Origin of the sequence: Streptomyces sp. SAI-127, from assembly GCF_029894425.1 — a bacterium.
Lineage (GTDB): Bacteria > Actinomycetota > Actinomycetes > Streptomycetales > Streptomycetaceae > Streptomyces.
This window is the reverse complement of record NZ_JARXYJ010000001.1, coordinates 5,094,607-5,114,396: the sequence shown is the minus strand read 5'-3', so window position 1 is coordinate 5,114,396 and position 19,790 is coordinate 5,094,607. Positions and strand designations below refer to the sequence as shown.

The 19,790-nt window shown below is 72.9% G+C and carries 20 protein-coding genes and 1 pseudogene; 12 read left to right on the top strand and 9 right to left on the bottom strand.

The genetic code is table 11. From position 1 onward, the window contains the following. The first annotated feature begins 117 nt into the window (after positions 1-117). The gene (locus M2157_RS23445) at positions 118-2,178 is read left to right on the top strand and encodes a PhoX family protein (RefSeq protein ID WP_280863607.1); all 2,061 of its coding nucleotides are present in this window, start codon (positions 118-120) and stop codon (positions 2,176-2,178) included. A 37-nt stretch (positions 2,179-2,215) separates the two neighbouring features. On the opposite strand, the pseudogene M2157_RS23440 reads toward M2157_RS23445, so the two are convergent. The 3 genes and pseudogenes from M2157_RS23440 to M2157_RS23430 form a co-directional block, all read right to left on the bottom strand. Further along, positions 2,216-2,717: pseudogene (locus tag M2157_RS23440) on the bottom strand (FUSC family protein); the annotation flags it as partial. An 88-nt stretch (positions 2,718-2,805) separates the two neighbouring features. Next, complete coding sequence (locus M2157_RS23435; protein ID WP_280866126.1) at positions 2,806-3,756, bottom strand: endonuclease/exonuclease/phosphatase family protein; 951 nt, start codon at positions 3,754-3,756, stop codon at positions 2,806-2,808. A 10-nt stretch (positions 3,757-3,766) separates the two neighbouring features. Further along, positions 3,767-4,513: an alpha/beta hydrolase gene (locus tag M2157_RS23430; RefSeq protein WP_280866125.1), complete on the bottom strand. Its 747-nt coding sequence runs from the start codon at positions 4,511-4,513 to the stop codon at positions 3,767-3,769. Positions 4,514-4,588: 75 nt separating this feature from the next. On the opposite strand from M2157_RS23430, the gene M2157_RS23425 reads away from it, so the two are divergent. Continuing rightward, on the top strand, positions 4,589-5,917 hold the full coding sequence (locus M2157_RS23425; protein WP_280866124.1) for a PLP-dependent aminotransferase family protein: 1,329 nt from the start codon (positions 4,589-4,591) through the stop codon (positions 5,915-5,917). On the opposite strand, the gene M2157_RS23420 is transcribed toward M2157_RS23425, so the two are convergent. Next, on the bottom strand, positions 5,826-6,656 hold the full coding sequence (locus M2157_RS23420) for a hypothetical protein (RefSeq protein WP_280866123.1): 831 nt from the start codon (positions 6,654-6,656) through the stop codon (positions 5,826-5,828). The genes M2157_RS23425 and M2157_RS23420 overlap by 92 nt on opposite strands. A 150-nt stretch (positions 6,657-6,806) precedes the next feature. Between M2157_RS23420 and M2157_RS23415 the strand changes: the two genes are divergently transcribed. Then, the gene (locus tag M2157_RS23415; RefSeq protein ID WP_280863602.1) at positions 6,807-7,202 is read left to right on the top strand and encodes an SH3 domain-containing protein; all 396 of its coding nucleotides are present in this window, start codon (positions 6,807-6,809) and stop codon (positions 7,200-7,202) included. A gap of 50 nt (positions 7,203-7,252) precedes the next feature. Here the strand turns inward: M2157_RS23415 and M2157_RS23410 are convergent, their stop codons facing one another. Continuing rightward, positions 7,253-7,681 (bottom strand): hypothetical protein, encoded by a 429-nt coding sequence (locus M2157_RS23410; RefSeq protein ID WP_280863601.1) that lies wholly within the window; start codon positions 7,679-7,681, stop codon positions 7,253-7,255. A 211-nt stretch (positions 7,682-7,892) separates the two neighbouring features. On the opposite strand from M2157_RS23410, the gene M2157_RS23405 reads away from it, so the two are divergent. Next, positions 7,893-9,071: a hypothetical protein gene (locus M2157_RS23405; RefSeq protein ID WP_280866122.1), complete on the top strand. Its 1,179-nt coding sequence runs from the start codon at positions 7,893-7,895 to the stop codon at positions 9,069-9,071. Between the two features lie 14 nt (positions 9,072-9,085). Here the strand turns inward: M2157_RS23405 and M2157_RS23400 are convergent, their stop codons facing one another. Next, positions 9,086-10,321 (bottom strand): amidohydrolase, encoded by a 1,236-nt coding sequence (locus tag M2157_RS23400; RefSeq protein ID WP_280863599.1) that lies wholly within the window; start codon positions 10,319-10,321, stop codon positions 9,086-9,088. Positions 10,322-10,475: 154 nt separating this feature from the next. Here M2157_RS23400 and M2157_RS23395 point away from each other — a divergent pair, with 154 nt between their 5' ends. Beyond that, on the top strand, positions 10,476-11,051 hold the full coding sequence (locus M2157_RS23395) for a tellurite resistance TerB family protein (protein WP_266516492.1): 576 nt from the start codon (positions 10,476-10,478) through the stop codon (positions 11,049-11,051). Between the two features lie 21 nt (positions 11,052-11,072). On the opposite strand, the gene M2157_RS23390 is transcribed toward M2157_RS23395, so the two are convergent. Next, entirely contained in the window at positions 11,073-11,279 is a 207-nt protein-coding gene (locus tag M2157_RS23390) for a hypothetical protein (RefSeq protein ID WP_280868376.1), read from the bottom strand. Positions 11,280-11,369: 90 nt separating this feature from the next. On the opposite strand from M2157_RS23390, the gene M2157_RS23385 reads away from it, so the two are divergent. From M2157_RS23385 to M2157_RS49165, 4 genes are all read left to right on the top strand, one after another. Further along, entirely contained in the window at positions 11,370-12,716 is a 1,347-nt protein-coding gene (locus M2157_RS23385; RefSeq protein WP_280866121.1) for a tetratricopeptide repeat protein, read from the top strand. Positions 12,717-12,819: 103 nt separating this feature from the next. After that, a complete protein-coding gene (locus M2157_RS23380) occupies positions 12,820-13,815 on the top strand; it encodes a permease (protein WP_280863866.1) in 996 nt (331 codons plus the stop codon). After that, on the top strand, positions 13,812-14,672 hold the full coding sequence (locus M2157_RS23375; protein WP_280868264.1) for a TIGR03943 family protein: 861 nt from the start codon (positions 13,812-13,814) through the stop codon (positions 14,670-14,672). Before M2157_RS23380 ends, M2157_RS23375 begins: the two co-directional genes overlap by 4 nt. A 753-nt stretch (positions 14,673-15,425) precedes the next feature. Next, on the top strand, positions 15,426-16,706 hold the full coding sequence (locus tag M2157_RS49165) for a GAF domain-containing protein (protein ID WP_348541803.1): 1,281 nt from the start codon (positions 15,426-15,428) through the stop codon (positions 16,704-16,706). Positions 16,707-16,710: 4 nt separating this feature from the next. Here the strand turns inward: M2157_RS49165 and M2157_RS23365 are convergent, their stop codons facing one another. Continuing rightward, positions 16,711-17,307, bottom strand: a complete 597-nt coding sequence (locus M2157_RS23365; RefSeq protein WP_348541802.1) for a hypothetical protein — start codon at positions 17,305-17,307, stop codon at positions 16,711-16,713. A 315-nt stretch (positions 17,308-17,622) separates the two neighbouring features. Here M2157_RS23365 and M2157_RS23360 point away from each other — a divergent pair, with 315 nt between their 5' ends. Genes M2157_RS23360 through M2157_RS23350 form a run of 3 tightly spaced genes read left to right on the top strand, consistent with a single transcriptional unit; the run spans position 17,623 to position 19,174 of the window. Further along, positions 17,623-18,561 (top strand): RNA polymerase subunit sigma-70, encoded by a 939-nt coding sequence (locus tag M2157_RS23360; protein ID WP_280863597.1) that lies wholly within the window; start codon positions 17,623-17,625, stop codon positions 18,559-18,561. Between the two features lie 56 nt (positions 18,562-18,617). Then, positions 18,618-18,971 (top strand): hypothetical protein, encoded by a 354-nt coding sequence (locus M2157_RS23355; RefSeq protein WP_280866119.1) that lies wholly within the window; start codon positions 18,618-18,620, stop codon positions 18,969-18,971. Continuing rightward, positions 18,923-19,174, top strand: coding sequence for a dihydrofolate reductase family protein (locus tag M2157_RS23350; RefSeq protein WP_280866118.1), 252 nt, complete (start codon positions 18,923-18,925; stop codon positions 19,172-19,174). The genes M2157_RS23355 and M2157_RS23350 overlap by 49 nt, the downstream gene beginning before the upstream one ends. Before the next feature lie 28 nt (positions 19,175-19,202). Here the strand turns inward: M2157_RS23350 and M2157_RS23345 are convergent, their stop codons facing one another. Next, positions 19,203-19,739 (bottom strand): TetR/AcrR family transcriptional regulator, encoded by a 537-nt coding sequence (locus tag M2157_RS23345; RefSeq protein WP_280863862.1) that lies wholly within the window; start codon positions 19,737-19,739, stop codon positions 19,203-19,205. Positions 19,740-19,790: the final 51 nt, after the last annotated feature.

The following is a 19,790-nucleotide window of genomic DNA, read 5'->3' as shown; positions in this document are numbered from 1 at the left end:
ACTCCGCTACGTCCACCCCGGGTTCATTCACCGTTCACCGCCCCGCCCCGCTCTCGCACGGACGCGCACCTACCGTCCGTCAAGCGAGCTTCAAGGGGAAGCAAGGGGAGAGCAAAAGTGCGCGTACAGCTACCGTTGATCAACACCGTCCATGGACGGTCCGCCCTGACCTGCCGTTTCCGGTGTGGTGACGCCTGTTTCCACCCGGCGCCCAACACCTCCTCCAACCCGTACGTCGGCGACGTGATCGCCACCGCGCTCAGCCGCCGTTCGATGATGCGCGCCGCCGCCGTCGTGACGGTCGCCGCCGCGGCCGGCACCGCGGGCACCGTCGTCGCGGCCCCGTCGGCCGAAGCCGCCGCCCAGCAGGCCACGGCCAAGCCCAGGCCCAAGGGCAAGGCCGCCCGCGGGCTCCGGTTCACCCCCGTCGCGCCGAACACCGCCGACACCGTGACCGTCCCGGCCGGCTACTCCCAGAACGTCGTCGTCCGCTGGGGCGAGCCCATCCTGCGCGGCGCCCCCGCCTTCGACCCGGACCGGCAGACCGCCGCCGCCCAGGCCGGCCAGTTCGGGTACAACAACGACTTCCTCGCGCTGCTGCCCCTCCCGGGCGAGCGCGGCCGCCAGGTACTCGTCGCCAACCACGAGTACACCGACGAAGTGCTCATGTTCCGTGGCTACGACGCCGCCGCCCCCACCCGTGAGCAGGTCGAGATCGCCTGGGCCGCGCACGGCCTGTCCGCCGTCGTCGTGGAGGAGAACAAGAAGAACGGCGCGCTCACCGTCGTACCCCGCCACCACCTCAACCGGCGCGTCACCGCCACCAGCGAGTTCCGGCTGACCGGCCCCGCCGCCGGGTCGGACCTGCTGAAGACCTCCGCCGACCCCACGGGCCGGAAGGTCCTCGGCACGCTCAACAACTGCTCCGGCGGCACGACCCCCTGGGGCACCACCCTCCACGGCGAGGAGAACTTCAACCAGTACTTCGCCAACGCCGGCCGGGCCACGGACAAGCGGTACGGGATCGGGACGGGCGCCAGCGAGCGCAAGTGGGAGCGGTTCGACAAGCGCTTCGACGTCGCCCAGGAGCCCAACGAGGTGCACCGCTTCGGGTACGTCGTCGAGCTCGACCCCTACGACCCCTCCTCCGCGCCCCGCAAGCACACCGCGCTCGGCCGGTTCAAGCACGAGGGCGCGACCGTACGGCTCACGCACGACGGGCGGCCGGTCGTGTACTCCGGGGACGACGAGCGGTTCGACTACTTCTACAAGTTCGTCGGCAGCAAGCGGATGAAGCACGGCAGCGGCAGGGCCGTGCGGGAGCACAACCTCTCCCTGCTCGACGAGGGGACCCTGTACGTCGCCCGCGTCACCGGTGACTCCCCCGCCATCGAGATCGACGGCACTGGGAAGCTTCCCGCCGACGGGGAGTTCGACGGCGGCGGCGAGTGGATTCCGCTGGTCACCGCCACGGAGAAGGGTGCCGTGTCGCACGTCGAGGGGATGACCGCCGACGAGGTGTGCGTCTTCACCCGGCTCGCCGGCGACAAGGTCGGGGCGACCAAGATGGACCGGCCCGAGGACATCGAGCCGAACCCGCACTCGGGCAAGGTGTACGTCGCGCTCACCAACAACACCAACCGCGGTGTCGGCACGAACGCCCCCGCCGACGAGGCCAACCCCCGCAACGCCAACAAGCACGGGCACATCCTCGAGCTCACCGAGCGGTGGAACCGGGCCGACAGCACGAAGTTCGCCTGGACGCTGTTCCTCGTCGCCGGGGACCCCGAGGACCCTGCCACCTACTTCGCGGGCTTCCCGAAGGACGCCGTGAGCCCCATCTCCTGCCCGGACAACGTGGCCTTCGATCCCCACGGGAACCTGTGGATCTCCACGGACGGGAACCAGCTGGGGTCGCACGACGGGCTGTTCGGTGTCGCCACGAAGGGGGAGCGGCGGGGTGAGCTCAAGCAGTTCCTGACCGTGCCGACGGGGGCCGAGACCTGTGGCCCGCTGGTGCAGGACCGGCGGGTGCTGGTGGCGGTGCAGCACCCGGGGGAGATCAGCGGGGCGACGGTGGAGAAGCCGGCGAGCACGTGGCCCGACGGCCCGGGAAAGATCGTGCGGCCGGCGGTCGTGGCCGTGTGGCGCAAGGACGGGGACGACATCGGGGTCTAGCGGTACCGATGCCGCTGTGGGACCGGGATGGGGGCAGCTAGGACGGTTGGGCGACGGCCCTGGCTGCCGCCACCTCCTGCCGCAGGGGCTCCAGCACGCTGCCCGCCGGCCCTGTCAGGTCCGTCCTGACCGCGTACAGCACGTCCACCTCGGGCCGCCCCGTGCCGTACCCGCACCCTCGCCGCCGTCGTCGCGTCCACGATCCGCTCGACGGCGACGACCAGCGGCCACCAGGCCGCCGCCCGGCGTCCGGTGGGCGGCGGCTCGGTCAGCGCGCGCTGGAACTCCGTGCGGATCACCGAGAGGTCGCGGTAGAGGCGGCGGCGCATGCGGGCGCGGGCGGCGGGGTCGGGGGCGGCCCCGAACGCCGACTCCACATAGCGGGCCGTGTCGGCGACCGCGTCGGCGAGCCGGTCGCCGACCCGCGTGTGCCAGCTCTCCGGCCACAGCAGGTAACCCGCGACCAGGGCGATCCCGCAGCCCATCAGGGAGTCCAGCAGGCGGGGCATCAGCAGGGCCGTGCCCTGGTGGTTGAGGACGGGTGAGTGCTGCGGTTGGAGGTTCCGGATCAGCCAGTCGGGTGGGGTGAGGCCGATGCGGGACATGCGGCCATGATGAACAGCCAGGTCAACCGGGCCTGTGGAGGGCGATGTCCACCAGCAGGGCACGGTGGTCGGTGTCCGCCAGGTCCAGGAAGCGAGCGTCGCTCGCCGAGAAGTCCTCCGACACCAGCACGTGGTCGATCTGCGCGCCGATCGCCGGGGCGGTGCGGGCCGGCCAGGTGGGCGTGCGGCCGGAGCCGGCGAGGCGGGCCGCGTCGCGCAGCCCGGTGTCGAGGATCGCGCGGAAGGCCGCATGGTCCTGGGAGGCGTTGAAGTCGCCGGCCAGGACGGTCGGGGTGCGGCCCATGGCGGCGGCGAAGTCGCGCAGCTCTCCCAACTCCCGGCGCCACACGTCGAGTTGCCCCGGCAGCGGGGGCATCGGGTGCGCGAGTTGCAGCCGTACGGCGTGACCGCGCACGTCGGCGACGGCCCCGGGCATGCCCATGGTGCTCCCCGGGATCCCGGCGGCGGGCTTCAGGGGGAAGCGGCTGAGGACGACGGACCCCGCTGAGCCGCCGCCCTCCACGGACTGCCGGTAGGGATAGTCGTCGGACAGGGACCGCCGCAGTGCCGCCGAGCAGCCGTACTCGCACTCCTCCACGAACACGACGTCCGGTCTCTCCTCGCGGACGGCGGTGACGAGGGCGTCGGTGGCCTGTCCGAACTCGACGTTCGAGGTCAGGACGCGGAAGGAGGCGAGCACCCGGCCGTCCGGCTCGCCGCCCTGCCCGTAGGGGGCGATGAACCACGCCAGCAGCCCGAGAACCACGCCCGCCCAGATCGTCCCGGGCCACCACCGGGTGAGCAGGGTGAGGGCCAGGCCCGCTCCGGCGGGCGCGAGCAGCCAGGGGAGGAAGGCGAGGAGCTGGGGGACGGGGGTGATGCCGTCCGTGTCGGCGAGCCGGCACCCCAGGATCACGCTCACGGCGGCGAAGAGCAGGGCGGCGGTCCAGGTACCGAGTCTTCGGCGGGTCACCGTCCCGAGCCTACGAGCGGGCGTCGACCTTCGCCAGGAACTCCCCGAGCACGGTGTTGAACTCCCCCGCCCGTTCCAGGTTGGGCAGGTGCGCCGCCCCCTCGAAGACGTGCAGCTCCGAATCCGGGAGCGCCGTGTGCATGGCCTGCGCGTCGGCGACCGGCGTGTAGGTGTCGTCGGCACCCACGGCCACCAGCGCCGGGACGGTGACGCGGGTCAGCAGTTCGCGGTAGTCGGGGCGGGCGGCGCGGGCGCGCAGGGCCGCCGCGGCGGACTCCGGCAGGGTGGCCGTCATCATGCCGTGGACATGCGCCTTGACCTCGGGGGATGCATACGGCGCGACCATCTTCTCCAGCACCTCGTCGGCGTACCCGCGCATGCCCTCGCGCAGCAGCCGGTCCGCCGTCGCGTGCCGGACCCGCACGCCCTCGGGGGTGTCCGCCGCCGGGAAGGTGTCGGCGAGGACCAGAGCCCGGATCCGCTCGGGGAAGTGCCGGTAGCAGTCCATGACGATCTGGCCGCCCATGGACAGGCCCGCCAGCACGCACGCCGTGACGTCCAGTTCGTTCAGCAGCGCCTCGATGTCCTCGGCGAACCGCTCGAAGCGCTCGACCGGCGCGGCCGGTACCGCGGTGCCGTAGCCGCGCAGGTCCGGGGCGACCACGCGGCGGGAGGCGGAGAACGCCTCGATCTGCGGGCGCCACATCGTGTGGTCGAAGGGGTGGCCGTGGACCAGGACCAGGGGGATCGCCGTCATGACGCCGACCCTAGGTCGGCCCGATTCCTCGGTGCAATAAAATCTTTGCCCTCAGTGCAATCACAGGGGGCCTTGGTGCACGACTACCGCCGTATCGCCGACCGCATAGCCGCCGACATCACCACCGGACGGCTCCGGCCGGGCGAACGCCTGCCCCCGCAGCGGAAGTTCGCGCGCCGGCACGGGATCGCCGCGTCGACGGCGGAGCGGGCGTACGGCGAACTCGTACGGCGGGGACTGGTCGTCGGGGAGGTGGGCCGCGGCACCTTCGTGAAGGCCACCGAGCCGGTGCGGCCAGGGCGGGGGCTCATCGAGGACGCGGGGACGCCCGTCAACCTGGAGCTCAACTACCCGTCCGCCGAAGGCCAGTCCGAGCTCCTCGCCGACGCACTCGCGCCCCTGCTGCGCCCCGACGTCCTGACCGAGGCCCTCCGCCCGGCCGCCGCCACCGGCACACCGGCCGCCCGCGAGGCCGTCGCCGCTCTCCTCACCACCCCGGGCTGGCGCCCCGACCCGTCCCGGATCCTCTTCACGGGCAACGCCCGCCAGTCCGTCGCCGCCGCCCTCGCCTCCCTGGTGCGGCCGGGCGGCCGGGTCGGGGTCGAGGAGCTGACGTATCCCGTGGTCAAGGAGATCGCGGTGCGGCTCGGTATCACGCTGGTGCCGCTGGCCACGGACGAGGAGGGCCTGCGCCCCGAGTCGGTGGCCGCCGCCCATCGCACGGCGCCCCTGTCGGCCCTCTACGTGCAGCCGACCCTGCACAATCCGACGTCCGTGACGACCGGTCACGAGCGCAGGCGGCAACTCGCGCTTGCCGTCCACGACTTGGACCTTCCTGTCGTGGAGGACCGCATCTGGTCGTTCCTCGCGGAGAACGACGACCCGCTCGCCGCCCTCGCCCCCGCCCTCACCCACGTCGTCGACGGGCTCTCCAAGCGGGTCGCGCCCGGGCTCACCGTCGGCTTTCTCGTCGTACCGGAAAAGCGGGTGGACGCGGTGGCGGACGCCGTCCGTTCCGGTGGGTGGAGCGCGGGGCGGTTCGCGCTGGAGGCGGGGGCGCGGTGGACGGCGGACGGGACCGTGGCGCGGCTGGTCGAGGCGAAGCGGGCCGACGCGGCGCACAGGCAGCGGGTGCTGGCCGAGTGCCTGAGCGGGTTCGACGTACGGTCCGATCCGCGCGCGTACTACGCCTGGTGGCACCTCCCGGCCCCCTGGCGGGCGGACACCTTCACGGCCGCCGCCGCGGCGCTCGGTATCGCCCTCTCGCCCGGGCCCACCTTCGCCGTCGACCCGAACCGCACCCCGGACGCGGTCAGGCTTGGGCTCGCGTCGGCTGCTGTGCCGGATCTGGAACGGGCCCTGCGGGCCCTCGCCGGGCTCGCGGCCGGCCGTACCGACCGGTGAGCCAGCAGGTCAGAGCCACCGCCAGGCCGACGGCCACGAGCAGCCAGGAGACCGTGCGCAAGGTGGCCGTCAGGGCGTCGTAGACGGCGCCCACGGCCGGGCGGTGCACCGGGTCGGGCAGATCGGTGAGGGTGAGCCGGCGGCCGACGGCGACGGCGATGCTCAGCAGGGCGCCGCCGAGTGCGGTGCCGAGGGCGGTCGCGGTGAGGGCGCGGCGGCGGCAGGCGGCGACCGCGATCCCGGCGACGGCGAGGACGGCGGCCGTGACGGGCAGCCAGAAGCCGGCGACTTCGAGCACTTCGTAGCCCTTCCGGAGACGGTCGAGTTGGGAGGCCGGGAGCACGGCGACCTCGGTGTGGGGCAGGGTGACCCGGTGCTCCACCCGGGCGGCGATCGGGGCGATGTCGACGGTCACCTCGTGGTGGCCGCCGTCCCGCACGGCTCTCAACACGGCCTGGTGGACGGCTCTGTTGCCCGCGTCCCAGGCGGTGCCGAAGGCCGGGGTCCGGGTGAGGGAGCGCACCAAGGGCCGTACCGGCTCGCCGACTTCGCCCTCCACGGCGTCCGCGACGCTGTCCCGCACGGCGGGGTCGGCGGCGAGCGGTGCCATCGTCGTGACGTACCGGCCCGTGTCGGCGAGGCCGTACGCCGCCCAGGCGGCCACCGCGCCGAACGGCACGAGCAGACAGGCCAGGGCGATCAGGGCGGCCGACAGGGCGCTGCGGACACGAGAGGTCACCCTTCAAGCCAAACCGACCGCGGGCGGCCGCGCGAGCCGTGGAGCTGGGGATTCCGCCCTCCGGTGGAGGGTTCACCCGAACGGGTGTCTCATGGATCAAGGGAGATCGGGAGGAGATCGGGGGAGCTCAGGGGAGAAGGAGGCCGATCCATGCGCACCACTACGGGCCTGCGGACCCTGGCCGTGGCCATGCTCACCGGCGCAACGCTCACCGTCACCCTGGCGGGCACCTTCGCGGCGGCGGCCCCGCCCACGTACGCCGAAGGCCATCGCGGCGGCGGTCCGATCCGGGGCACCGTCGTCTCCCGCACCCCGATCGACGTGCGGGCCGCGCCCACCACGCACTCCGCCGTCGTCGACCGGCTCCCGCCGGGCAGCCATGACCGGGTGCGGTGCATGGTCCGTGGACAGAGCGTCAACGGCAACCCGTACTGGTACTGGTTCACCGGTGCCCGCGGCTGGGTCAGCGCCGCATTCGTCGACACCGGTCGGCGTTCCGTGCCGGTCTGTGCGGATCCGTGTCCGCAGTGGAAGAACGTGGGATGAGGGAAGCCGTGGACCCCGGCCATTTCCCGGCCGGGGTCCACGCGTGTCCGCTAACGGATCCGGTTCCCCTCGCCGTCCTCGTGCGTGTAGTAGCGGTAGAAGAACACGACGAAGATCCCCGCCGCGACCGCCATCCCCAGCGCCGTCGAGCGCAGCACGCTCTCTCCCGTCTGGCTGTACAGGAACCCGACGGCCGCCCCGGCGAAACCGGACTTCACGGCCGAGTGGAGCTCCCGCTTCAGCAGGGGCGCGAACGTCGCCACGGCGATGCACAGCACGATGAACGCGATGGCCGTGACACAACCGAACAGCACGTTCCAGCCGGTGATCGGCCCGCCGTCACGGCGGTTCGCCGCGGCCCAGTAGCCGTAGACCAGCCCGAGCACGACCGGGATGCCGTACCTCGCGGCCGTGTGCACCTTGGCGCTGAAGACATCGGGTGTCCGGGCGAATCCGCCCGCGGGTGCCGTATGAGCCATGAGAGCACTCCTCTCTCCACCCCCCCCGATACACCCCCGCCTTCCAGAGCACACCTCGGAAAGGGCCCTGGCAAGTCGAATGCCGTCTTCGTGGCGCGCGGGGCCGACGAGCGGGCAGGAAAGGGACGTTTGGCGCCCTGGGAACTCCCCTTCGCAGCCGCACCGGTTACCGTGCTGCCGTAAGTGATCGACGGGGGATGGGGAGGGACCGATGCCCGGAACCGTGCTGCTGCTCGCCGCCTCACCGGTGGGCAAGAGCCGTCTGGTGGACGCGGCGTCCGTGCTTCCCGTCCTCGCGGCCGTGCCGCCCGCCGTGCTCTCCGGCACCGACACGGCCAATGTCGTGGAGCTCGCCGACCCCCTGGAACCGCAGACCGTCCTGACCCGGCTGCGCGCCGTCGCGGCCACGCCGGGCCCGCTCACCGTCTTCATCGCGGGACAGCTCGCCCTGGACCGCCGCCAGCACCTCCCCCACCTCGCGCTGGCCCGCACCACCCCGGCCACCGTGCGCTACACCGCGCTGCCCTGGCAGTGGATCCGTGAGGAGTTCCGGCTGCGTTCCCCGGGGTCGACGACGCTCCTGGTCGACCTGCACGCCGACGCGGAGGCGTGGGGCTGGCTGCGGACGCACGCACTCGACTCCGGGCGCAACAACGCGGTGTTCGGGCGGATCGCACCGCCGCCCTCCCGTCGTACGGTGGCCGTGCCGACGTACATGAAGACGATCGCGACGATTCTGCGCAGCGGGTGGCGTCCGCCGGTGGAGCAGTTGCATCAGCAGGCGTTCGGGCGGCTGGGCCCCGATGCCTACGGGGACGTCGTGTTGACGGTGCCGCCCGCTCCGGTGGCCGTCCCCGGCAGACCCCTCTATCGGCCTGAACGGCCTCGTCCTCAAACGCCGGACGTGGGGCCGGTGGGTGCGGGACGGGCTCCTCAAGCACCGGCCGTCGGTCCACCCCAGCCGCAGGACCCCCACGCCCAGATCACCGCCGCCGTCCAGGCCGGCCGGCACCAGGACGCCGAAGCGCTCGCCCTGACGCACGAACAGGCCGCCACGCGTGCTCACGGGGTGGCGTCCGAGCAGGCCCTGCACTGGTCCGAGGTGCGGGCGGACCTGGCGATGTTCGCGCGGGACTCGGCGCGCAGCTGCCGGATCTGGCTCACCGTGGCCGAGACGCGGCTGACCGCCGGGCAGAGCCCGGACTCGCCGACCGTGGAGAAGGCCGTGGACCGCGCCCACCACCAGTGGGGGCAGGTCCGTGACAAGACCCAGGCCCAGGAACTCGGCGCCCTGCTCGCGCAGTTGCGCGCCCGCGTTCCCGGCCGTCGCCCGGGGGCCCTGGAGAACGTACAGAAGCAGCTGCGGGAGCTGCAGGCGACACCGTTCTAGCAGGCGCCACCGAATCAGACGAGGTACGCCAGCGCCCCCGACACCAGCGTCCGCACCCCCGGCGCCACCGTCGTCAGGTCCGGGGCGAAGTGCGCGCTGTGGTTGCTGGGGACGGCGTCGAACTTCTCCATCAGGTCCGCACCCGGCGCCGCGTCCCAGGTGGCGGCCGGCGTGCAGGTCACGAACCAGTAGGAGTACGGGAGTTCGCCGAGCGCGAGCTTCGAGAAGTCCTCGCTGGCCATCGCCGGGCCGGGGTCGAAGACGGTGTCGGTGCCGAAGACCTCGCGGTGCACGGCGGCGATCCGGTGGTCGGTCTCCGGGTCGTTGACCGTGACCGGGAACGAGCCGCCCAGGGTCACCTCGGGTTCGCGCGGGCAGCCCGCCGCATGGCACTCGCCCTCGGCGATCCGGCGGATCGCGGCGATCATCCGGTCCCGTACCGCCTCGGACTGGGTCCGCAGGTTCAGGGAGATACGGGCGGTGGCGGGGATGATGTTCGGGGCCGTGCCCGCCTCGATCCGGCCGACGGTCAGCACGGCCGACTCGCGCGGCTTGATCTCCCGGCTGACGATGGTCTGGAGCCGCGTGACGATGTAGGCGGCCGTCACGACCGGGTCGACCGTCGTCTCGGGGCGCGAGCCGTGGCCGCCCCGGCCGTGCACCACGATCTCCACGTCCGTCGTCGCCGACATGATCAGGCCCGGCACGTGCGCGTACAGGCCCGCCGGGCCCGGTACCGCGTGCTGGCCGAGCAGGACGTCCGGGCGCGGGACACGGTCGTAGAGCCCGTCGGCGACCATCGCGGCCGCCCCGCCGCCGGCCTCCTCGGCGGGCTGGCCGACCAGGAGCAGCGTCCCGGACCAGGCGTCCCGGCCGTCCGCGAGTGCCTTCGCCGCCCCCGCCAGCCAGGTCACGTGCAGGTCGTGCCCGCAGGCGTGCATCACCCCGGGCGACTTCGAGGCGTACGGCAGCCCGGTCCGCTCCTCGACCGGCAGTGCGTCCATGTCGGCGCGCAGCAGGACGGTGGGCCCGTCGCCGTTGCGCAGCAGGCCCACGACGCCGGTGCCGCCGATGCCCTCGTCCGTCTCGAAACCGGCCGCCTTCAGCCGCTCGGTGAGCCGGGCCGCCGTGCGGTGCTCCTCGAACGACAGCTCGGGGTGGCGGTGCAGGTCCCGGTAGAAGTCCTCGAGGTCGGCGACCGGGAGGTCCGCGGTGAGCTCCAGGGCGGTGCGGGCTGAGGCAGAGGTCATGCGATCAGGGTGTCACTCGCGTGGAGGTCTCACCATGTCCCGGGCGGTCGGGGAGGCCCGGGCCTCGTTCGGTCCGGTCGGCTTGGGGGAACCTTTACCCGGGCCCGGCCGTTGCCGGGGTGAGATCACTCAGACGAGTACCGAGGTGACGTCAATGGCACTGTTCGACCGGCTCAAGGACCAGGCCAAGAACCTGCAGCAGCAGGCGCAGGGCGGGCGCGGCACGACGACCGGTGGGGCCGGACACGGCGGTTCGCACGGGGGTTCGCACGGGGGCTCGCGCGGTGGTTCGCGCGCCCAGCTCGTCGGTGTGCTGAAGACGCAGCTCGGATCCCTCAAGACCGAGTTGAAGAGCGGCGCCTACCGGGACGCCAGCATGGCGATGTGCGCCCTGGTCGCGGCGGCGGACGGCCACGTGGACGCGGCCGAGATCCAGCAGATGGAATCGCTGATCCTCGGTAACGACGTGCTGCAGAACTTCCCGCCGGAGCAGCTGCGCACCCGCTTCCACAAGCATGTGGACCAGCTCACCCGCAACTTCCCGCAGGGCAAGGCGGAGGCGCTCCAGGAGATCGCCAAGGCCGCCAAGAAGCCCACCGAGGCGCGCGCGGTGATCCAGACCGGCATCGTCATCGCCGGTGCCGACGGTCACTTCTCCCAGGCGGAGCAGTCGATCCTGAGGGAGGCCTGCGCGACCCTGGGCCTGCAGCCCGCGGAGTTCCAGCTCTGAGGACCGCTGCCGCGGCCGGTCTCATTCCGACGGGGGCCGGGTGACCTGCTGGACCTGATGTGCCTGCTCGGCCGGCCGCTCCCCCGACGCCTTCGCCGGCCCCGCGTTGGCAGCCAGTACCAGTGTGGCCACGGCCACGACCGCGGCGGCGAAACCCCTGGCGTAGCGCGCGGTGGTGCTGGTGCGTTCGAGCACGGCGACCTCGCAGCGGTGATGGTGAGTACCCATGGCGGTGGCGGCGTATTAAGCAGGGTTAATACGCCGTTTAACCTAGGGGCTGCGAGAGCCGAACGGCAAGAGGGGCTTGGGGAGTTGGCCATGTCGGAGCGGGACGACCCGGGCGTCATCGGGCGACGGGTGCAGCAGCTGCGGGTCGAGCGCGGGCTGACGCAGAAACAGCTGGCCGAACCGGCGTACACACCGGCCTACATCTCCACTCTGGAGTCCGGGCGGGTGCGCCCCTCCGACGACGCGCTCCGGCATCTCGCCGACCGCCTCGGCGTCGGATTCGAGGAACTGGCGACCGGCCGCCCGGCCCGTCTCATCACCGATCTGCGCCTGCGACTCACCGAGGCCCAGCGCACCCTCGCCACCGGGGAGGCCGAGGAGTCCGCCGCGCAGTACGGCCGTCTGCTCGCCGAGGCCGACGCGCTCGACCTCGCCGAGGTGCGGGCCGCCGCCCTGCTCGGGCTCGGGGAGTGCGCCGTGGAGACGGGCGAACTCCGCGCCGCACGCCAGTACTTCGAGCAGGCCGAGAAGGCCCTCGGTGACGACGTACCCCTGCCCGCCCGCGTTCCGGCCCTGCGCGGACGCGCCCTCTCCCACTACCTCACCGGCGAACTGCGCTACTCCGTCTACCTGCTGGAATCCACCATCGACGAGCTCAACCGCGGTGGCCTCCACGACCCCGACGCCCTGCTCCTCCTCTATGCCAGCGTCATCGGCCCCTACATGGACATGGGCGCCCACGCCCGCGCCGCCCAGGCCGCCGAACTCGCTCTGGCGCTCGCCCCGCAGGCCGGCGACCCGGCCCTCGTCGCCCGGATGCACCGGTCCGTCGCCCGCACCCTGCTCGCCGAGGGCCGCCTCGCCGAGGCCGACGCCTCCCTCGCCAAGGCCGCCGAGCTCTACCGCCGGCTCCAGATCCGTACCGAGCTCGCCAACTGCCACTGGATGCGCGGCTACGTCTACGCCCAGAACGGCGAACTGGAGCGCGCCGAGGACGAGTTGAGGCAGGCCCTCGACATGCTCTCCGCCAAGCGGGCCGCCCTCTACTCCAGCCAGGCCGCCGTCGAGCTCGCCGATGTGCTGCACCGGCGCGGCAAGTCCGACGAGGCCGCCGCCCTTCTCCAGGACGTGCTCAGCGACCTCAGCTCCGAGCGCGGCGCCCTGCACTCCGCCGCCGCCCACCGCCTCCTCGGGATCATCGCCGAGGACGCCCGGGACACCGAGGCCGCCGAGGAGCACTACGTCCGCGCCCTGAGCCTCCTGGAGCGGGCCGGCGCCGCCGGTGACCTCGCCGACCTGTGCCGGCTGCTGGGCGATCTGCTGCGCCGTACGGGAAGGGTCGAGGCGGCACTGGACGCGTACCGGACGGGCCTCGGACACCGTACGGCCCCCGGCACCACCACGCTGGGACCCGCGCCCGCACAGCCCCCTCTGTGAGGATTCCGGGCCTGCGCACAGGTATGTCCGGTTAGCCTGCGCAGGGCGGACGAGCGGGCGGGACAGGACAGTGGAGAACCAGCGGACGGTGGCCGGCCGGACCATGGCCGACGGGCTGCGGCTCGTCGCGCTCGGCGTGCGCGTACTGGTCTACGCCGTCCTCGGCGGTGCCGCGCTGATCGCCATCGCCACTGTCGCCTCGGTCCTCGGACCCACCCTCGCCCTCGACCTCTACACCCCGCCCGTCGCCGCCTGGTGGACGGTGTTCACCGCGATCGCCGTGCAGGGCGTACCTTTCCTTCTCCTCGGTACGGTCGTCTCCGCGGCGATCGGCGCCTTCGTACCGGAGCGGGTCTTCACCCGGCTCCTCCCACGCAACCAGGCCCTCGCGGTCCCGGTAGCGGGCGCGGCCGGGATCGTCCTGCCGGGGTGCGAGTGCGCGTCCGTGCCGGTGGCGGGGAGCCTGATGCGGCGCGGGGTCGCCCCGGCGGCCGCGCTCGCCTTTCTGCTGTCCGCGCCCGCGATCAACCCCGTGGTGCTCGTCGCCACGTCCATCGCCTTTCCGGGCCGGCCGTCGATGGTGCTCGGCCGGCTGGTCGCCTCGCTCGCCACGGCGGTGGTGATGGGGTGGCTGTGGGCCCGGTTCGGGCGCGAGGAGTGGCTGCGGCTGCCGAAACGCTCGACCGGGACATCCGCCCGCGGACTGCGGGCCTTCGGCGCGGGCCTCCAGCACGACTTCCTGCACGCGGGCGGCTTCCTGGTGGTCGGCGCGGCGGCCGCGGCGACGTTCAACATCGTCGTCCCGCGCTCGGTGCTCGACCTCTTCACCGGATCCGCCTGGCTGTCGGTGCTGCTGCTGGCCGTCCTCGCGGTCGTGCTGTGCGTGTGCAGCGAGGCGGACGCGTTCGTCGCCGCGTCCTTGAGCGGCTTCTCGCCGACCGCGCGGCTGGCGTTCATGGTGGTGGGGCCGATGGTCGACCTGAAGCTGATCGCGTTGCAGACGGGGACGTTCGGGCGGGCCTTCGCGGTCCGGTTCTCGTCCGTCACCTGGGTGGTGGCCGTGGCCGGCAGCGTGCTCGTGGGGTGGTGGCTGCTGTGAGGCGCTACGGCTCCTGTCTGCTCCTCGTCCTCGTCGGCGCGGCGGTCCTGCGGATCTCGCTCTTCAGCGAGCTGTATCTGCGGTACGTGCAGGTGGGGTTGCGGCCGTATCTGGTGGTGTCGGGTGGGGTGCTGGTGCTGCTCGGGGGTGTGAGGGCGGTCGGGACGGCGGTCGGGATGGCGGTCGTACGGCGGGCCGCGGACGACGACGGTGACGGCGCGGGCGACGGTGACGGCGCGGGCGACGATGGCCGCGCGGGCGACGGTGACGGCGCGGGCGACCATGGACCCGCGGATGACCATGAACCTGCGGATGGCCATGGACACGGAGGGGATTACGAGCACGGTCATGGTGTTGCCGGGCCCCGCGTCGCCTGGCTGCTCACCCTCCCCGCCCTCGCGCTGCTCCTCTTCCCGCCGCCCGCCCTCGGCTCGTACAGCGCCGAGCGCGAGGCGGCGCAGCAGGCGGCTCAGGGCGTCGGGACCTTCCCGGCCCTACCCGCCGGGGACCCGGTCGAGCTCACCGTCGGGGAGTTCGGTTCACGGGCGATCTACGACAGCGGGCGCTCACTGAAGGGCCGTACGGTCCGGATGACCGGGTTCGTGACCCACGGCGACGACGGGACCTGGTACGTCACCCGGCTCCTCGTCAGCTGCTGCGCCGCCGACGCCACCACCAGCAAGGTCGAGGTGCGCGGCGCCGCGGACGGGGCCCCGCCGGTCGACACCTGGATCACCGTCACCGGCACCTGGCACCCCAAGGGCGAACTCGGCACCGACGGCGCCTGGCCACCGGTCGTGGACGCGAGCGCGGTGCGGCGGGTGACGGAGCCGGCGGATCCGTACGAGAAGCGCTGAATCGGGAGGGACGGCGCTCGGCGGTCCGTATGAGGAGGGCTGGGCTGGTGTCGGCGGCGCTCGGCGGTCCGTATGGGGAGCGCTGAATCGGGAGGGACGGCGCTTGGCGGTCCGTATGGGGAGCGCTGAACCGGTGCCGACGGTGCCAGGCCGATCCGTACGACAAGCGCTGGACCGGTGTCGGGGCGGCCGCCGCCGCTGTCCGTACGGCGGCGGCCGCCCCGGTGAGGACGCGCGGCTCTCACACGGTCCTCCCGGGAAGGTCCCCGGCCCGCTCGGGACGGCGGGAGGCGCCCCGGTCGGCGTCGCGGGACGGGGACGGAAGTACGGCACCGCTCAGGGCGGCGTGAGGGGGCTGGGCAGGGACATGGGCGGCTCCGGCACAGCTCGGCGCTGTGCGGCCGCTCCCTGACCGTCACCGAAAACCGTAATAAATGGGTGCGTGGTCTGTGAAGGGCGCATGAGGGTGCACCGGGGCCGGACCGCCGAAGGGGACGCGTGCGTGACGCCCGTACCACTCGCCGCGACCTCGCTGCCCGGAACAGGGCCTCTCCGGGGGTGTTTCTGTACGCCGTCGGGACAGCGGGGAGTGCCGATCCGCCGTGCCTGTCTTGGGCGTTTCGCCCGATGGACGAGGGGTAGCCGGGCGGTGCCCCTGGGTGGGTGCGCCACGAGCGGCGCCCCCCGCCCCGGTGAGCCCGCTTGGGGGCCGATCACGGACAAGCCCCGCGCTGACCGAAGGAGGCGGTGGTCGTGCGGCCCACGGACGACCGCGGCGACACCCACGGCGACGAGTCGGGTCCGTTCCAGGGAGCGGGCGGCGACGCCGGAGCGTTCGCCGGACGGGACTGCGTTTCCGGCTCGTTCGGAACGCCGGGGGACGAACGGCGGCGGCCGGGGCGGGCGGCGGAACGCGAAGATCGGGGCGGTCGGGAGCGTCGGAACGAGCGGGACCGTGAGGTCGGGCGCGAGCGGGAGCGGGACCGCGAGGCGGGCTACGACCGCGAAGTCGGGCGCGAGCGGGATCGGGAGCCCGGACGGGACCGTGAGGTCGGGCGCGGCGGTGAAGTCGGCCGCCCCCGTCGTCCCGACCTCGGCCGTGAAGCGGGCCAGCCCCGCGAGGTCGGCCACCGTCGTGAGGCCGGCTCTGACCGTGGAGTGGGGCGCGAGTGCGAGCGGGGGATCGGGCGGGAGCGGGAGACCGGGCGGGACCGTGAGGTCGGGCGCGGCGGTGAAGTCGGCAGCCCCCGTCGTCCCGACCCTGGCCGTGAAGCGGGCCGTCCCCGCGAGGCCCACCCCGACCGCGAAGCCGGCCATGCGGCGGAGCCTGATCACGTGCGGATCTCCGACGTCATCGCGGAGGGGGTCCGGGGTGCCGACCCCGGGGAGATCCCGGGCAAGCTGTGCGTGGCCGCCGTCAAACTGCTGCCGGTGGCCGACGCGAGCGTGTCGCTGCGCAGCAACGGCATGCCCGTCCAGCTCAGCTCCAGCAGCCCCCGGGCCGAGCGTCTGTCGGAACTCCAGGCCACCCTGGGGGACGGGCCCTGCACGTCCGCCGCCAAGGCAGGCGCCACCGTGCTCGCCTCCGATCTGACGTGCGGCCGGGACGCCGACCGCTGGCCGGTCTTCGCCCAGCAGGCCACCGCCGCCGGGATACGGGCGGTGTACGCGATGCCGCTCGGCAACGACACCGTGTGCGTGGGCACCCTCGACCTCTACCGGGACGTCCCCGGCGAACTCACCCGGCGAGAGCTGCGCATCGCCGAACTCGTGGCCAGTGTCATGACCGTGGCCCTGACGGCACTGCCCCGTGGGCAGGAGAACGGCCCCGAGGGCGACGACCGCTGGCTCAGCGGCCTGGCCAAAGCTCACGACGAGGTGTACCAGGCCGTCGGCATGATCATGGTGCAGCTTGGCGTCGACTCGGACGAGGCGCTGGCCCGGCTGCGCGCGGACGCCTTCTCGCACAGCCGCACCGCGCTCGAGGTGGCGCACGACGTGGTCCAGCACCTGAAACGGTTCGACTCGGACTGACCGCTCAGATCTGCACCCGCCCCCGCCTCCTGATCTCCGCCAGCCGATCGGCTCCCAGCTGTACGGCGGTCTGCGTGGCCTCCGTCTGTACGTCGCCGAAGCCGCCGTTCGTCACACTGATCGCGTCGTCCCCCACGCGGACCGCGGCGACGTCCAGCGTGAGCGTCGTCGGTTCACCGTCCGGGGACTGTCCGGTCAGCCACACCCGCAGCCCCTGCCGGGCGTTCCCCACCTCCGGCAGCGGCGCCTCGGTGACCTGGACCCCGAAGACGGCCCCCGTGGTCGTGGTGGCCCCGAACCGCGCGCACGTCCGCGGAAGGTCCTTCAGCCACGCCAAGGTCTTGTCGATCTCCGCCGGCGGACGCCCGAGCACCTGATACCGCATCTGCGCCTTGTTCCACTCGTCGTCCATGCCGACGACCGCACGGGGCTGGGCATCGGCCCCGAACAACTCGTCCGCGTACAGCACGTCGAGCAGCCGCTGACACTCCCGCCGGTCGGCCTTCGCCTTCAGCACCCCGTCGTGCCAGGTGGCCACCCCCTGGGTCGGCGTCCAGGGCTCACCGAGGTCGACGTCGGTGACGAGCGCGGCCTGCGCCATGGCCTCGGTGAGGGCGGAGGAGGAGGCAGCGGACGTCTTCGGGGACGGCGGCGGCGCGCTCGTGGGCCGCGTGATCGGCGGCCTCGGAGCGGTGGGCGGGGTGGACAGAGCGGAACATGCGGTGGCGGCGAGGAGCCCACACAGGGCGAGAGCGCAGGCGGCGGCGCGGGGCGGGGTCATGCCTCCAGTGATCACCGGGTTCGCGGAGGTCACCAGTGGTCCGGGCCGTATGGGTTACGGGGCGCCGGGTGCCGGCCATGGAGCGGATCGCACGGTGGCCTCCGCTCCGGGCGCCGGGTGCGCCATGCTGGTCCCGTGGATCTCGAGCCGTACCGGGGTGAGTTGGTGGCGTACTGCTACCGGATGCTGGGCTCGTTCCACGAGGCCGAGGACCTGGTGCAGGAGACGATGCTGCGCGCCTGGAAGGCCCGGGACCGGTACGACCGCACCCGCGCCTCGGTGCGGACCTGGCTGTACCGGATCGCGACCAACGTGTGTCTGACCGCACTGGAGGGGCGTACGAGGCGGCCGTTGCCGTCCGGGCTCGGTGCGCCCAGTGAGGACCCCGGGGCGCCGCTCACTCCGGCCCTCGACGTTCCCTGGCTCCAGCCGTTCCCCGACGCCCGGTTCGACCTGGAGGTGCGGGCCGACATGCGGCTCGCGCTGGTGGCGGCGATGCAGGTCCTGCCACCACGGCAGCGTGCCGTGCTGGTGCTGCGCGAGGTGCTGGAGTTCACCGCCGCCGAGGTCGCCGAGCAGCTGGGGACCACGGCCGCGGCCGTCAACAGCGCGCTCCAGCGGGCCCGTGCCGCCCTCGCGGAGGCGGCTGCCGTGGAGGAGGTCGTGGAGCCGGACGACGCCGGGGCACGCGCGGTGATCCAGCGGTATGTGCGGGCGTTCGAGGCGGCCGACGTCCCCGCGCTCGTCCGGCTGCTCACGGAGGAGGCGGTCCTGGAGATGCCACCGGTGCCGCTGTGGTACCGGGGCAGCCGCGACTACGGCCGGTTCATGGACCGCCTGTTCGCGATGCGCGGTACGGGCTGGGTCGCGACGCCCCTCACCGCCAACGGCCAGCCCGCGCTCGCCGCGTACGCACCCGAGCCCGACGGCTCGCACCGCCTGCACACGCTCCAGGTGTTCACGGTCACCGCCGGACGGGTCGCGCACAACGTCGTGTTCGCCGATCCGCGGCTGTTCGAGGCGTTCGGCCTGCCGCGGCGGATTTCTTCCGAGGAGTTTCGCCGGGAGCGATGAGTGGAGCCGGTGCCGCCGGTAGGTACAGGCGGGCATCGACCGAAGGGACTCCCACCATGAGCGTCATCGTCATCGAGTTCGTCACCCTGGACGGAATCGTGTCCGACCCGGACGGCTCCGCCGGAACGCCGGCCGGCGGCTGGGCCTTCCGGCACGGCCCCGAGACGGTCGCCGGGGACAAGTTCCGGCTCGGCAGCACCCTCGACGACGGGGTCATGCTGCTGGGTCGTACGACATGGCAGTTGTTCTCGCGCATCTGGCCCGGGCGGGACGACCCCTTCGCCGCGCGGATGAACGCCGCGTCGAAGCTGGTCGCCTCCGGCACGCTGACCGACACCTCGGCGTGGGAAACTCCCAAATCATGGACGGCGGTCTCGTCGACGTCGTCAACAGCGAGAAGCGCGACGTGATCGTCATCGGCAGTCCGAGCGTCGTACATACGCTGATGGCCGAGGACCTCGTCGACGAGTACCGCCTGCTGACCTTCCCCACGATCCTCGGCACCGGCCACCGCCTCTTCCCGACGGACGGGCCACCCACCCACCTGGAGTGCTTCTCCGCGGAGCGCTCGGGCGCGGCGGTCCTGACGCGGTACCGGAGGGCGAGGGCCTGAACCAGCGGTACCCGGCGCCCAGCCGCATCTACGCGCCCTGTCCGCCGACCAGCGCGGTCGCCTCCTCGCGGGCGACCGCGATCGGGTCGGCGAAGACGTGCAGCCCGTGGGCGACCAGTGCGCCCTCGTGGAGGAGCATGAGGGCGCGGGCATGGTCGGGGGCCAGGTCGGTGAAGAGGCGGAGCATCCACGCCTTCTGACCGGTGATGATCGCGTACGCCGGATGGGCGGGGTCGCTGATCTCGGCATGGGCGTTGACCATGCTGCACCCCTTGGGGCTGTTGTCGTCCATCCACTCCCGAGACGCGTCGAAGACCGCGCGGACCCGGTCGACGGCCCCCGGCGCGGCCGCCTCCAGCCGCTCCATGACATACGTCCGCCAGCGTTCGTCCCGGTCGGCGAGGTACTCCACGACGATCTGCTCCTTGGAGCCGAACCGGTCGTAGAGCGTCTTCTTCGTCACCCCGGCCTCGGCGGCGATCAGGTCCACGCCGACCGCGTGGATCCCTCGCTCGTAGAACAACCGGGACGCCGCGGTGAGGGCGCGCCGCGCACCCGGCGTCATGCTGATCCGCCGTACCTGTCGTGCACCGTTGTCTCCCACTCTCCCGACTAT

Coding starts and splice junctions, on each gene's coding strand:
- M2157_RS23430 (WP_280866125.1), bottom strand. CDS start 4,513: ATGACGGCGATCCCCCTGGTCCTGGTCCACGGCCACCCCTTCGACCAC.
- M2157_RS23415 (WP_280863602.1), top strand. CDS start 6,807: ATGCGCACCACTACGGGCCTGCGGACCCTGGCCGTGGCCATGCTCACC.
- M2157_RS23410 (WP_280863601.1), bottom strand. CDS start 7,681: ATGGCTCATACGGCACCCGCGGGCGGATTCGCCCGGACACCCGATGTC.
- M2157_RS23405 (WP_280866122.1), top strand. CDS start 7,893: ATGCCCGGAACCGTGCTGCTGCTCGCCGCCTCACCGGTGGGCAAGAGC.
- M2157_RS23400 (WP_280863599.1), bottom strand. CDS start 10,321: ATGACCTCTGCCTCAGCCCGCACCGCCCTGGAGCTCACCGCGGACCTC.
- M2157_RS23395 (WP_266516492.1), top strand. CDS start 10,476: ATGGCACTGTTCGACCGGCTCAAGGACCAGGCCAAGAACCTGCAGCAG.
- M2157_RS23390 (WP_280868376.1), bottom strand. CDS start 11,279: ATGGGTACTCACCATCACCGCTGCGAGGTCGCCGTGCTCGAACGCACC.
- M2157_RS23385 (WP_280866121.1), top strand. CDS start 11,370: ATGTCGGAGCGGGACGACCCGGGCGTCATCGGGCGACGGGTGCAGCAG.
- M2157_RS23380 (WP_280863866.1), top strand. CDS start 12,820: ATGGCCGACGGGCTGCGGCTCGTCGCGCTCGGCGTGCGCGTACTGGTC.
- M2157_RS23365 (WP_348541802.1), bottom strand. CDS start 17,307: ATGGCGCAGGCCGCGCTCGTCACCGACGTCGACCTCGGTGAGCCCTGG.
- M2157_RS23355 (WP_280866119.1), top strand. CDS start 18,618: ATGAGCGTCATCGTCATCGAGTTCGTCACCCTGGACGGAATCGTGTCC.
- M2157_RS23350 (WP_280866118.1), top strand. CDS start 18,923: ATGGACGGCGGTCTCGTCGACGTCGTCAACAGCGAGAAGCGCGACGTG.
- M2157_RS23345 (WP_280863862.1), bottom strand. CDS start 19,739: ATGACGCCGGGTGCGCGGCGCGCCCTCACCGCGGCGTCCCGGTTGTTC.